Origin of the sequence: Paenibacillus tianjinensis, assembly GCF_017086365.1 — a bacterium.
In the GTDB taxonomy this organism is placed as follows: Bacteria; Bacillota; Bacilli; order Paenibacillales; family Paenibacillaceae; genus Paenibacillus_AQ; species Paenibacillus_AQ tianjinensis.
Genome location: NZ_CP070969.1, coordinates 604,134 through 616,841, shown reverse-complemented (window position 1 = coordinate 616,841; position 12,708 = coordinate 604,134). Strand labels below are relative to the sequence as shown.

At 50.1% G+C, this 12,708-nt stretch carries 12 protein-coding genes; 2 read left to right on the top strand and 10 right to left on the bottom strand.

The window, feature by feature from the left end; genetic code table 11:
• Positions 1-26 precede the first annotated feature (26 nt).
• From JRJ22_RS02695 to JRJ22_RS02665, 7 genes are all read right to left on the bottom strand, one after another.
• A complete protein-coding gene (locus JRJ22_RS02695; protein ID WP_206103118.1) occupies positions 27-755 on the bottom strand; it encodes an amino acid ABC transporter ATP-binding protein in 729 nt (242 codons plus the stop codon).
• A gap of 356 nt (positions 756-1,111) precedes the next feature.
• A complete protein-coding gene (locus JRJ22_RS02690) occupies positions 1,112-2,101 on the bottom strand; it encodes an inorganic phosphate transporter (protein WP_206103117.1) in 990 nt (329 codons plus the stop codon).
• A 13-nt stretch (positions 2,102-2,114) separates the two neighbouring features.
• Entirely contained in the window at positions 2,115-2,732 is a 618-nt protein-coding gene (locus tag JRJ22_RS02685; RefSeq protein WP_206103116.1) for a DUF47 domain-containing protein, read from the bottom strand.
• A gap of 204 nt (positions 2,733-2,936) precedes the next feature.
• Positions 2,937-4,037 (bottom strand): DUF3048 domain-containing protein, encoded by a 1,101-nt coding sequence (locus tag JRJ22_RS02680; protein WP_206103115.1) that lies wholly within the window; start codon positions 4,035-4,037, stop codon positions 2,937-2,939.
• A 123-nt stretch (positions 4,038-4,160) separates the two neighbouring features.
• A complete protein-coding gene (locus tag JRJ22_RS02675) occupies positions 4,161-4,937 on the bottom strand; it encodes a DODA-type extradiol aromatic ring-opening family dioxygenase (RefSeq protein WP_206103114.1) in 777 nt (258 codons plus the stop codon).
• 134 nt (positions 4,938-5,071) lie between these two features.
• On the bottom strand, positions 5,072-5,902 hold the full coding sequence (locus JRJ22_RS02670) for an alpha/beta hydrolase family protein (RefSeq protein WP_206103113.1): 831 nt from the start codon (positions 5,900-5,902) through the stop codon (positions 5,072-5,074).
• A gap of 187 nt (positions 5,903-6,089) precedes the next feature.
• On the bottom strand, positions 6,090-6,290 hold the full coding sequence (locus tag JRJ22_RS02665) for a hypothetical protein (RefSeq protein WP_206103112.1): 201 nt from the start codon (positions 6,288-6,290) through the stop codon (positions 6,090-6,092).
• A gap of 184 nt (positions 6,291-6,474) precedes the next feature.
• On the opposite strand from JRJ22_RS02665, the gene JRJ22_RS02660 reads away from it, so the two are divergent.
• Both JRJ22_RS02660 and JRJ22_RS02655 read left to right on the top strand, forming a co-directional pair.
• Positions 6,475-7,137 (top strand): DUF1129 family protein, encoded by a 663-nt coding sequence (locus JRJ22_RS02660; RefSeq protein ID WP_206103111.1) that lies wholly within the window; start codon positions 6,475-6,477, stop codon positions 7,135-7,137.
• A gap of 40 nt (positions 7,138-7,177) precedes the next feature.
• Positions 7,178-8,119, top strand: a complete 942-nt coding sequence (locus JRJ22_RS02655) for a hypothetical protein (protein WP_206103110.1) — start codon at positions 7,178-7,180, stop codon at positions 8,117-8,119.
• A 54-nt stretch (positions 8,120-8,173) separates the two neighbouring features.
• Here JRJ22_RS02655 and ilvA read toward each other — a convergent pair whose 3' ends face one another.
• The 3 genes from ilvA to JRJ22_RS02640 all read right to left on the bottom strand — a co-directional run bounded on the left by ilvA (position 8,174) and on the right by JRJ22_RS02640 (position 12,484).
• Positions 8,174-9,436, bottom strand: coding sequence for a threonine ammonia-lyase IlvA (gene ilvA, locus JRJ22_RS02650; protein ID WP_206103109.1), 1,263 nt, complete (start codon positions 9,434-9,436; stop codon positions 8,174-8,176).
• 195 nt (positions 9,437-9,631) lie between these two features.
• On the bottom strand, positions 9,632-11,809 hold the full coding sequence (locus JRJ22_RS02645; RefSeq protein ID WP_206103108.1) for a methyl-accepting chemotaxis protein: 2,178 nt from the start codon (positions 11,807-11,809) through the stop codon (positions 9,632-9,634).
• A gap of 435 nt (positions 11,810-12,244) precedes the next feature.
• Complete coding sequence (locus JRJ22_RS02640) at positions 12,245-12,484, bottom strand: aspartyl-phosphate phosphatase Spo0E family protein (RefSeq protein ID WP_206103107.1); 240 nt, start codon at positions 12,482-12,484, stop codon at positions 12,245-12,247.
• Positions 12,485-12,708 lie beyond the last annotated feature (224 nt).

The following is a 12,708-nucleotide window of genomic DNA, read 5'->3' as shown; positions in this document are numbered from 1 at the left end:
TCCTCCCCGTAATCTATATATTTTGGTTAATGACTTAATACACGGCTGAGAAACATCCGGGTCCGTTCTTCCCGGGGATTTGCGAAGAATTGCGCCGGCTCGGCTTCCTCCACAATCTGTCCCTGATCCATGAAGATGACCCGGTCAGCCACTTCTTTGGCAAAGCCCATCTCATGCGTAACCACTACCATGGTCATACCTTCATTGGCCAGAGTACGCATTACATCGAGCACCTCGCCGACCATCTCTGGATCAAGCGCCGAGGTCGGTTCGTCGAACAACATAATCTTCGGCTTCATCGCAAGCCCCCGGGCTATAGCCACACGCTGCTGCTGCCCGCCGGACAGCTGGGAAGGATAAGCATGGGCTTTATCAGCAATGCCGACCTTCTCCAGATAGTACATCGCTGTCTTCTCAGCTTCTGCCTTGCTTAGTCCCAGTACTTTGACCGGTGCTAATGTAATATTGTCGATCACCTTTTTGTGCGGATACAGATTGAAATGCTGAAACACCATTCCGATCTCCTTGCGCAGCTTGTTGATATCTGTTTTGCGTTCATTCACCGTTATTCCATCAACAGTTAGTCCGCCGCTGGTTATCGTCTCCAGCCGGTTGATGCAGCGCAGCATGGTGCTTTTGCCGGACCCGGAAGGGCCGACTACGACAACTACTTCCCCTTCCTGTACATGAAGGTCGATGGTTTTCAGCACATGAAATTGTCCATAATGTTTCTCTACCTGATGAAAGTCGATCAACGACAGGCCTCCTTTACACACTTCTAGTTATAAGCTTTCTTAAGCTGCTCACTGTCAGCTATGGTAACACTTAAAACACACCTTACTGTAGAGACTACCGAAAACTATATAATCCTACTCAATTTTTCAAAAAATCATGTCATTTTATTTTCAAAAAGTGAGATATTTCATTTTCTTTTTGCCCCAATTAATGTTTTTTATCAATTTCATGTAACTTTTAGTGACGTTTCTCTCTTGTAAATAAGCAAAAAAGACACCCTTCGGTGTCCTCGGCCCAATCTATGGAATTTCTGGCTACCCAACAAAAAAAGATGTCAGCAGCCGTTCTTGGCCTCTAACATCTTAGTTACCCTGTTCTAGAAGAATACTTTAAAGATGATTCCTGCCAGCACTGCGCTGATTGGAATGGTAATAAACCAGGTAATGACAATTCGGCCCGCTACTCCCCATTTCACAGCAGAGAAACGCTTAGCTGAACCCACGCCGAGAATCGCCGATGTAATGGCATGCGTGGAGCTTACCGGCAAATGCAGCATAGTGGCCGAGAAAATGACCGATGCAGCAGAGATATCTGCGGCAAAACCGTTGATTGGCTCAATCTTAAATATCTTGGTGCCCATTGTTTTAATAATCTTCCATCCGCCAATCGAGGTCCCGAGGGCCATAGACGTTGCGGCGGCGATTTTAACCCACAGCGGCACTTCCATGCTATCCAGACGTCCCGAGGTTACCAGTGCAAAGGTGATAATCCCCATTGCCTTCTGGGCATCATTGGTACCATGCGTAAAGGACTGCAGGGCAGCCGTCAGTACCTGCATCGTACGGAAGCCTTTGTTCACTGTATGTGGACTGCGCTTGGCAAACACCCACTTGAGAATTGTCATGACGATATAACCGATTACAAAGGCGATCAGCGGGGAGAATACCAGCCCCTCAACGATCTCGATGAACCCGCTCCACTTGATGTGGTCCGAACCGGCTCCGATATAGACCGCACCGGCCAAAGCACCGATCAGGGCATGGGAGGAAGAGGACGGAATACCGAGCCACCAGGTGATCAGGTTCCAGATGATAGCAGCTATCAGGGTTGCGGCTACAATGTCTATACCGTTAGTAAGCAGCGTTGGATCAGTGATACTGCCGCCGATCTTCTTGGCTACGCCTGTAAACATAAGCGCCCCGATGAAGTTCATCAGCGCTGCCATAATAATGGCTGTACGCGGCTTAAGCGCACGTGTCGAAACAGAAGTGGCGATGGCGTTGGCCGTATCATGGAAACCATTGATGAAATCGAACGCTAGCGCGAGAAATATAACAAAACTGAGCATTAATAATGATGTTTCCATATCTTAGAGCCCCTTATGAATTGCGCATGATGATCGATTCCAGCATGTTGGCTACGTCTTCACATTTATCAGTGGTCGTTTCCAACCGCTCGTAAAGCTCTTTGCGCTTAATCAGCTCGATAGGATCTGTAACGGTCTCGAACAGGTTTTTGGTGCAGATACGAAGAACCTCGTCACCCTGATTCTCCAGATCATTCAGACGGATCGTATACTCACGAATCGCCAGAAGCTTTTTCTGGGAGAGCAGATGAACCGCTTTTTGAATTTCATAGGCAGACTGGCGGAGAATTTCCGCGAATTGCACAATATATTCATCCGCGTCCAGCAGGTTGTACATATAGAACCGTGAAGCTGAAGCCTCCAGACCATCCATAACATCATCCATGCTGGTGGTCAAATCCATAATGTCGTCACGCTCAAGCGGAGTGATGAACGTTTTGTTCAGTTCCTTGATGATAGTGTGCGTGTAGGTGTCGCATTGGCTTTCGTACTTTTTCATCACCGCAGCGAAATTATCGACATTATCCCGGAGACTGGTAATATTCTGAGCGAAGTAATCTGCCGCCTGGACAATGGTATCCGCCATATTTTCCAACGTCTCAAAGAAAATATCCTTTTTTTTCAACTTCATTAGTTTAAACCCCTTTACATAATATTGCCTTGAAAACGGAATGTCTTCCAAATGTAAGCAGCTTGAAAATGAATGACAACCTTTGTTATCTTAACATATCAGCCGAAGGGATAGAAGTAAAAGAACCGAACTTTTTTACACGATATTAACAATTCCCCGGAATGGACAAATTCATTCTCTGAACCCGCTTTTTTCCGGTCAAAATCAGCCCTGGCTTGGTGAAACCGGAACCTCCACATGACTGTTGAATGTAGGGTTGTTCGGTACGATCAGTATATGGGTTACCCCTGGATACATCAGCGCTTCCGTGCCGTCTGTCTTTACAAAGCGGATGATGTCTCCCGGATTGCGTGCCCATTTGCCCTTCAGGACTGTTCCGCGCTGGAAGAGCAGCGCCTCTCCGCCCAGCTCCACATCGACTTGAAGTCTGCCTACATCGTCAAGCACCTTATGATCCGCTCCAATCACCATGACATTGGCAGCCTCCACCGGACTATTATTATTCAGATCCAAATGCGGCTTACCGTTGACCGAGCGGAGATAGGTTCGGCGCTGGACATCATATTTATAGCCTACCGTATAGCTTTTGAGCAAAAAATTCACGTTCAGCTCCGCTGCAGCTTCCCCTTCAGTCGGAAGAAAGTCGGGATCGGTGAACTGGTAACCCGGAACCCCTACACTCTCGGCATAGCCCAGCTTTGCAGCACCTTCACGCAGCTTTGCTGCGTTGCTGTACAAATTATGCGGCGCTTTGCGTTCCTTGTCCCGCCAGAAATAAGCACCGGCCTTGCCGATCTCGTCCATATCCTCTTTCTTCTGCCGCTGGAGGATGGCATAAGCTGCCGGACTGCCGCCGGCATGCACCGTTATTCCGCCATAGCTCTCGCCGAGATCAATCAGATAAGGGCGGATGCTGCGGATCGGGCCGATTTTGACCACTCCTGTATGGCTCTGGAATATCCCGATGATCCGGGTGATTCCGCCTTCGGCCAGCACTTCGTACAGGATGTCGGCCTCACTTATCCCGGACTGCGGACGGGCGGCTGGCGCATTGTTGATCATGACGGCGAGCGGACGCGGCAAACTGCCCTCCTGCACGGGAAGGCCGGTTAGTCCGGACACCTGTTGTGCTGCCGGTTCAGCAGTGGGTGAGGTCTCCGGTATTGTGCTTGGCAGCGGAGACAAGGTAGGAACGGCCGTAGGAGCAGCCTCAGGCGCCGGGTTCTCCGACCCGCAGGCGGAGAGCAGGAGGGCAGCTAGCAAAATACCGGATATCATCCGGGAAGGATAGCGGTTCAGGGGCATCAGTTTTTGTTCCTCCTATTAGTTTCTTCCATTTAATCACAGCATGGCCTATTTGTCTTGAGCCTGCAAATAAAAAGGATACAGCCTCTTTATCGGCTGTATCCTCAGGTTATTGTATTTATGCTAATCGACCATCCAACAATTAAGACTGAGCGTGCCGTACTGGTAAGCTTGAATCATCAGCTGTGCCTGCCTGCCGGCATCGGCAGTGCCCATAATGTAAAACAGCGGGACAAAATGCTCTTTGCCATAAGAGGGAACGGCATCCCGTACATGCGGCGCCTTCTTCTCGTATGCGAACAAGGAAGGCAGATCCCAGCTTTCGAGTCCTCTGGCGATCCAGGCGTCGAACTCCTGAGCCCAGGATTCGGGCTGATCATCCTGCTTCAGCATGCGCAGATTGTGTACGAGCCCGCCGCTGCCGAGCAGCAAAATCCCTTCTTCACGCAGCGGAGCCAGCATCCGCCCGATCGTATACTGTTCCTCAGGCGAGCGTAAAGAATCCACTGATAATGCCACAACCGGAATGTCGGCCTGAGGGAACATTTTCTTAAGAATGACCCAAACGCCATGATCCAGACCACGGCCCAGAACCGGCTGGTGCGGGAGATTGCTCTGGTTAAAAAGCTCGGAAATCCGGCTGCTAAGCGCTGGATCGCCAGGTGCCGGGTAGGTCAGGGAGTACATTTCTTCCGGAAATCCATAGAAATCATGCTGCGTTTCGTGCTGTGCATCTACCGTAATCAGCTGTTCGGGACTGTCCCAGTGTGCAGAGAATACAACGATGCCCCGGGGCGTCCCCAGATCCTGACCAAGGCGCTCCAGGAAACGGGTATATTCGTTATCCTCGAGCGCGAGGACCGGAGAGCCATGCGCAATAAAAAATGCCGGTAATTTCATAGGGAGCCAACCTCCTCCATAACCCAGTATATGGTCTGCCCCTTTATTTTAACCCTATTTACCGGTGATTGCGAGTGAGCTTCTCTGGCAGAGGGGCTGGCCGCTATATCTGACGCCATCTTATACCTCGGATACTATATCATCCAGTTCTGCCATTCCTGCTGTAAATGCTCCTGCTGGTTCATCCAGTCCTTGGTCCGTTTCAGCACCTGTTCCTGCGCCGGGCCGGATGAGAAGGTATGATCTCCCTGGAAGATGATTTCTTTATCGCAGCGTCCTTCGGGGCGTGTCCAGAACAGCTTCTGGTATAGGAACGCATAATCGACCGGAATCACATCATCGGAGGTGCCATGAATGACCAGCACATCGCCGCTGAATTTGCCGGCCTCCTGAAAAGGCTGGAACGCCGCAAGGGAGTTGAAATACACGGGAGTAAAGGAATAACCCGCATAATCGGCAGAGCCGGCTTTGACAGACAGGTCGTAGGCGTCTCTGCCCACGATCTTCACAATATCATTGAACGGATAGCCAACCGCCGCCCACAGCACAAGGTTCTTAACCCGGCGGTCGCGGACGGCGGTCAGAAGTGCTACCGCTCCCCCGAGGCTGTGACCAATCAAGGTGACGCGCTGCGGATCGACATCAGCTGAGCTGATACCGTAGTCCAGTACTGCCCTCGTCTGGGCAATCATCGATTCCATGTCCTCACTGCCGTAATTACCGCTGCTCTCACCGCAGCCTGCATAATCGAAGCGGATTACCATATATCCGTCCTGGGCCAGCTCACGCGCAGCCTTAACAAAAATCCGGTCAACACCGATCCGGTTACCCACAAACCCGTGGCAGATGACCGCCAGAGGCACCCGGTCCTTGCATCGTCCAGAGGTTCCCTTGTCCCGTGATGGATAGTGAATGCTCGCTGTAAGTTCTTCCTGGTTATGCCGGATTACAATATTCCGCTCCATTGCAGTATCCCCCTCCAAAAGTAATGCTATTTTAAATTATTATAATTCCGATTACTTTAGTATGATTAATATCTTTATTATACGTTTTACGCTCTTATTGTCAATATCCATACACCTAAATGTGAACAGGAATAGGCCTCCTCTGCTCCGTGGGAGCAAAAGAGGCCGGGCCTTCCCATAACTTCACTCAATCGTAGCTGTTGTGAAACATATCATGGGTTTCCTGGCGGCCTTCCCAATCCTCGAAGCCGGTCTCCGAATCCTGTCCTGCAGCATCCCACAGACTGAAGCCGTCAGAATTGCCCCAATCTCCCACTTGGTTTGTCTCTGTAGGTGCGAAGCCGTCACCCATGAATTTACCTACCTCTTCTTTCTTCTCATGTCCCATAACGCTACCTGCCCTTCCTAAGCTATATTTGTGAAGCTAATCACAATTTCAGTGTTCACTCTTCCAAAATAGATTATTCATGGCAAGTCGAAAGGGTTGTCCTTGCACACAACCGCCGTGCAAACGTATACTCTAGGTTAAAGGCTAACCCGATTAACCACTATTGGAGGTTTACATCCATACTATGAAAGTCAAAGCCATGATTAAAGAAAACAATGCCCTGCGGGAACAAATGACCCCGTTTAACCGTTCCTACTTTGAGGATATGATTCTGGCTATGCGGGCAAGCCGGGTAGACCCGGTACGTGCGGAGGAGCTGCTTCTGGAAGCGGCGGCACTGCTGCTGCAGGGACAGGGCAAAGGCAGAAACGCCAAGCAGATCTTCGGGGAGCATCCGGAGGATTATTTCAAGGATATTATGGGCAGCGTTCCAGCGCGGCCAGAACGCAGCAAACTGAATTATTACCTGATGATTGCGTGGACGGCGCTGACCCTATTTTTCGGCGTAATGGCCATTGCCGGGCTCTTCATGGAGTGGAGCGGCGGTTCGGCCGATATGTTCGGCAAGGTTAGTGTATTTACGCTGATCGTTGTAGGCTTGGGTTCCATCGTGCTTATGGAGCTGCTGATGAGATGGATGTCTTCACTGTCAGAGAATGATGCGCCCAAAGCCAAGACTTTCGATATTAAGGCACTCGGCATCTATGTCCTAGTTGCTGTCGTTGTGATTTTTGCCGGGATATTCCTCGATAATCTGTTCCCGGTGATTACAATATCACCCTGGGTAAGTCTGATTATTGGTCTGGCCGGCGGGCTCGGACTGAAATTTATTTTTTTCAAATCTTAGATTTTTTATCCTACTTCCGACAACACAGGGGGAAACTTCGATGAAGAAGCACAGTATTCTAATCACTGCACTCGCCCTCACACTTGGACTGCAAGGAGCCGGCATAACCGTTCATGCCGAAGGGACAGCTGCCGACACCTCTGCCGGAGCCGGGAAGACTCTTACTGCGGCCAGTACCGGCAGCCATGCCCAGGCGGTTTATAAAGCTGCTCTGCCGCTCCTGGCAGACTCCGCAAGGCTTCCGCAGGCCATCCAATATTTGAACAGCAATATCTATGCAGTCAGCCCTTACCAGGCTACTGTTCTGACCCTGAAGCTCGAGAACCTCCATAAGGCGGCACTTCCTGTCTGGGAGAGCAGATTCAGCGGCAGCTCTGTACAGCGGAAGCTTACCTCCGTTTACAAAGCAGGGATCAGCATGGCTAAGCTGGCCGAGAGTACAGAGGACGCCACCCTGCGCACCTTACTGAAAAGTGCCGGGGAGAGCGGGTATAAGCTGGAGACGGCCGAGGGCTCCTTTTTCCCGGTCATTGATTACGCCGCCTACCGCAAATATAAAGTGTACGTAATGAGTGACATCCGCGATTATATAACGATTATGGCTACGGAGTCGGATCTGCCCTCTTCCAAGGATAACGGACTGGTCATCGGCTGGTCCGAGGTTGCCGCCAGAGCGTTGAACCAGGAGCAGTTCGTCCAGCACTATCCCAAGTCTAACCGGATCACAGCGGTCAAGGCACTGTATCGGATGTATGTCACCAATACCTTTTACGGACAGAACAATACACCGCTCTTCCACTATGACAATCTGGAAATGGATTTGGAGGCACAGAAGGCCTACACCAGTATTCTGTCTAAAAACAACGGCAGCAGCCCGTACCTGCAGAAGCTTGACGGCCTGATGAAGCTGCTGAAAGAGAACGGCTATAAGCAGGATGCCAGCGTAGAGAACTATTTGAAGGAAGAAGTCCCACTGACTTAGAATAAACAGAAAGGCCCGCCCCGGAATTGCTCCGAGACGGGCCTTTTTATTATTTTAGATCAGCATATTGAATAAATTAGGCTCCTTGTTAATCTCCGTATAATCGACGCCCTTCTGCTTCATCCGTTCGATAAGCGGCTCATAATCTTCCCGCTGGAACAGCTCAATCCCGACAAGCGCCGGCCCGTTCTCTTTATCATTCTTCTTGGTATATTCAAAACGGGTAATGTCATCATCAGGTCCGAGCACTTCGGCCAGGAACTCCTTCAGCGCACCGGCACGCTGCGGGAAGTTGATCATGAAGTAATGCTTGAGTCCTTCATAAATGAGCGAACGCTCCTTAATTTCCTGCATCCGGTCAATATCATTGTTGCCGCCGCTGACGATACAGACCACGGTTTTGCCGCGGATTTGATCCCGGTACATGTCGAGTGCCGCAATAGGCAGCGAGCCTGCCGGTTCAACAACAATGGCATTCTCATTGTACAGCTCCAGAATCGTCGTGCACGCCTTGCCCTCCGGCACTTTGACCACATCATCCAAAAGACGGGCACAAATATCATAGGTTAATCCGCCGACACGCTTCACGGCAGCCCCATCTACAAATTTATTAATCTCCGCCAGGGTGACAACTTCTCCGCATTGCAGGGCTTCACTCATGGAAGCTGCCCCTGTCGGCTCCACACCGATGACCTTCGTCGCAGGACTTACGGTCTTCACATAGGTGGCTACGCCTGCTGCCAGACCGCCGCCGCCAATGGTGACAAACACAAAATCCGCCGGCTTGTCCAGGCTCTCCATAACCTCCATGGCAATCGTTCCGTTACCGGCAATAATCCGCGGTTCATCAAACGGGTGAATCAGGGTCATGCTATGATCTACGCAAGCCTGAAGGGCCTCTTCATACGCATCATCAAAGGTATCCCCCTTGAGAATAACCTCCACAAATTCACCGCCAAAGCGCCGGACCTGCTTGATCTTCTGGTTCGGTGTCGTGCTTGGCATATAGACTTTCCCTTTAATCCCCAGCGCTTTGCAGGAGTAAGCTACCCCTTGTGCATGGTTCCCCGCACTTGCGCAGACAATACCCTTGGCTCTATCTTCAGCAGGCAGGCTGCGAATCATATTGTATGCGCCACGAATCTTGAAGGAACGGACAATCTGCAAATCTTCGCGCTTCAAGTATACATTGCAGTCATACTTGGCTGACAGCACCGCATCCAGCTGAAGCGGCGTACGGACGATTACCTCCCGCAGCACATGGTGTGCCCGCACAATATCTTCCATTCCTACGATCCGGTCTTCGCCGTCTCTCATCAATTCCTCGCCTCACTGTCTCTATCTATAATTTCCGCTTCTTGTAACATACTCTTCCAAGGACATTTTATCAAGAACTGTCCTCTCCAGGCAATACTCAACAGGCAAACATACAACATAAGTATTCACATAATCCCATAAAAAACCAGCTTTGCGCCTTGGCCGCAAAGCTGGCTTACGAAATACTTTGAACCTTTATGCCTTAAATCTGGATACGGCCTGCTGCAGCAGTGCCGAGCTATTCTTAATCTCGTCCATCTCCGTCACGATCTCACCAGATTTACCGATAATCTGCTCTGCCTGGACAGCAATGCTGCTGGCCCCTTCTGCCCCTTCGTTCGCAGCGCTGCTGGTCTCTCCAATCGCTGTCAGCATGCTCTGAATAGAGGCGAGAAGCTGTTCGGAAGTGGCACTGAAATCCGTCACGAGCTCATCAATGTACCGGGCATCCTCACTGTACCGCTGACCGGTCTCCTGCATGGAATCGTAATCTTTCAGCACTTGGCTGTCCATAAAGCGCAGCATACTCTCCGCACCCTCAACAAGCTTGGAGACCGCCTTTACAACGGATTCGGTTACGTCCTGGATCTCCGTAACAGTCGTGCGTGAAGTTTCAGCCAGCTTGCGGATCTCCTCAGCTACAACGGCGAAGCCCCGGCCTGCATCACCCGCTCTGGCAGCTTCAATGGATGCATTAAGCGACAGCAGATTGGTCTGCGCGGCAATTTCAAGAATCGCGCCTGACAAGGCCGTGATCTGTGAGATGGACCCCGCCTGCTCTATCGCACTGCGCAGCTTCTCCTCGCTCTGCCCGTATACCACATCCGCTTGCTGCCTGGACCGGATAGCAGCTTCCTTCAGCTTATCAGCACGTTCATTGATCTGTCCGGCCGCCTCGGCGCCTTCCTGGGCTTTACGGGCAATGCCGCTGATCGCAGACTCGATTTCATTCGTGCTGGCGTTCATTTCCTGCATAGTAGCTGCCGTCTGCTGCATCCCGGCCGACAACTCCTCGGTTATCGCCGAGATTTCCGAAATACTCCCGTCGAGTACAAATACATTCTTCTCGGTGTTGTCCAGTGCCTCCGAGATACTGTGTGAGCTTAGCTTAATGTCCTGTATCAATCTCTGCTGAGAAGAAATCATATCGTTAAACCCCTCCGCCAGCACACCAATTTCATCTTTCGCCGTAACACTGGCCCGCGCTGACAGATCCCCCATCATGGCTTTCTGGAACGCTGCTGTCAGAATGGGAATCTGCTTCAGAATACTGCCCGAGACCAAATAGAGCAGTACTAACATCACTACAACAGAAATAATAATCGACAGGAAGAATATCAGCTTAAACGTCTGCAGTTCCTTCTCAGCATTCTTCTGGGGAACCATTAGTGCAACGGACCACTGTTTGTCCACCGCTGGCGCATAGGAGACATAGCTGGCTTTGCCGTCGATATCCGTCAGGATCACATTCGCGCCCCACTGAACCATTTTTTCGCCGACAGCCTTCCAGTCTGCTCCAAGATCGCTCATTTTCTGCAGCAGGATATTATCAGTGTCGGGATGATAGATAAACGTCCCCGTCTTATCGATCAATATGGCAAATCCGCTGCCGTTGTAATTAAAAGCGCTCAGCGCCTGGATAATCTGCTCCGTTGAGATATCCGCCCCGGCCACCCCGATCAGCTTGCCGGCGTCATTCAGGATCGGCGCTGTAACACTGACAACCATTTTCCCTGAACCAGCATCAATGTAGGGATCCGTCACCGTCAGCTTGTTGTTCTGGACCGTGGTAGCATACCAGCCGCGTTCCTTCATATTGAAGTCTGCCGGAGGCTCGAACTCATCCTGGGTAATGACCTTATTCACCGCATCCAGGCCGATATATACATTGAGCAGATTCTTGTTGCTATCCTTAATCAGGTTAAGCGTCTGAATTAATTCGCTGTACCCCTCAGTGGTCTTGACCGTATCCGCAGAATCCACCTGTGCGATGAAGTTGCGGACATAGGCGTTCGCATTCAGCAATTCCACACTGTCTGAGGCGGGCTGGATCAGATCACCCACCTTCACACTGATTTTTTCCTTCTCGTAAGAAAGGGAACTGTGCAGATCGTCTACGATAATCTGTTTGGCATTGCTATAAATAACTACCGATACAATAACGAAAATAGCCACAACAGACAAGATCACGGACAAAAACAGCTTGCTGCGAATCCCCATATTCCGGACTTCACCAATCGACGACTTCCAGGCGCGCGGCTTCGCGTTCTCCTTGGACCGGTACGAAGGCGGAAGGGCTGCCCCGTCCACTGCCTTCAGCTCAGGCTTCTGCCCCTTCTTGCTTATCTCTTCCTTGATTTTTCTTAGTGCCATAGGGCTCCCCACCTTTTATAAATATGAGCCGACAGTTCTCTCTTCTGTATGCTGCCTATGCATTCGACTTATTTCTGCTTATTTCTGCAAAAAAACTCTTTATCCCTTTAACGTTTTGCATCGAGCTGTGAAAAAACTGTGTCCATGTCAGCTTTTTTCAGAAAAAAGCGAATTAAATAAACATTTTCATCAGTAAATATTCATTTATTAACTTAATTATCGGTAAAACCGGGGTTAATGATGAGTTTAATGTTAGGTTTAATATCATTGAAGGGGTGTTGCGTTCAATAAAGATGGAGTAATTGGCAGAATAAAAGCAGGGGAATCGCAAAAAGAGGATGCGGATGCGGCAGAGATCAATTCAAATGTTGTTCAAGCGTTTTGCCGCAACCACGTACAGGTACTGCCCTATGATACTTCTGTGAGTGGAGTCGTTCAGATATAACGCAGACGCAGCGATTGTGCCGGCCATAGCCCCTCGCCCGCGGGTTCATTGCTGTGCAGGGAGCCCATTAACTCTTTGAAGTAATGCCGGTTGTATTCATTTATAAGTTCGTCGAGTACCATCGATTGATGGAGCACGGCGGGATGGCCCAGGTAGAATTGCTCTTCGAGCTTATTTAAGTTGTGCCGGGCTTGTTCGATACTTTGCTTGAGAATCTCTGATTCTTTCACCTTTTATCCCTCCTTTCGATAGTATTGTAAAAGACTATGCCTTTCTCCATGTGAAATTTTTTTCAGATAAATATTAAAAATTATGAAAAGAAAAAGACCAGCCGGGGGGCTGGTCCGTGAATATTGAGCTAATGATGAATTAGAAGAATTAGCACCCGCCATGAAGACCTGAAGGGACAATACTGCCTGCAGATACTGCAGGAACCACAGCTGCCAACAACAAA

Excerpts from the sequence above, each read along its gene's own strand:
- JRJ22_RS02645 (WP_206103108.1), bottom strand. The coding sequence starts at position 11,809 with ATGGCACTAAGAAAAATCAAGGAAGAGATAAGCAAGAAGGGGCAGAAG.
- JRJ22_RS02655 (WP_206103110.1), top strand. The coding sequence starts at position 7,178 with ATGAAGAAGCACAGTATTCTAATCACTGCACTCGCCCTCACACTTGGA.
- JRJ22_RS02665 (WP_206103112.1), bottom strand. The coding sequence starts at position 6,290 with ATGGGACATGAGAAGAAAGAAGAGGTAGGTAAATTCATGGGTGACGGC.
- JRJ22_RS02685 (WP_206103116.1), bottom strand. The coding sequence starts at position 2,732 with ATGAAGTTGAAAAAAAAGGATATTTTCTTTGAGACGTTGGAAAATATG.
- JRJ22_RS02670 (WP_206103113.1), bottom strand. The coding sequence starts at position 5,902 with ATGGAGCGGAATATTGTAATCCGGCATAACCAGGAAGAACTTACAGCG.
- JRJ22_RS02680 (WP_206103115.1), bottom strand. The coding sequence starts at position 4,037 with ATGCCCCTGAACCGCTATCCTTCCCGGATGATATCCGGTATTTTGCTA.
- JRJ22_RS02690 (WP_206103117.1), bottom strand. The coding sequence starts at position 2,101 with ATGGAAACATCATTATTAATGCTCAGTTTTGTTATATTTCTCGCGCTA.
- ilvA (WP_206103109.1), bottom strand. The coding sequence starts at position 9,436 with ATGAGAGACGGCGAAGACCGGATCGTAGGAATGGAAGATATTGTGCGG.
- JRJ22_RS02660 (WP_206103111.1), top strand. The coding sequence starts at position 6,475 with ATGAAAGTCAAAGCCATGATTAAAGAAAACAATGCCCTGCGGGAACAA.
- JRJ22_RS02675 (WP_206103114.1), bottom strand. The coding sequence starts at position 4,937 with ATGAAATTACCGGCATTTTTTATTGCGCATGGCTCTCCGGTCCTCGCG.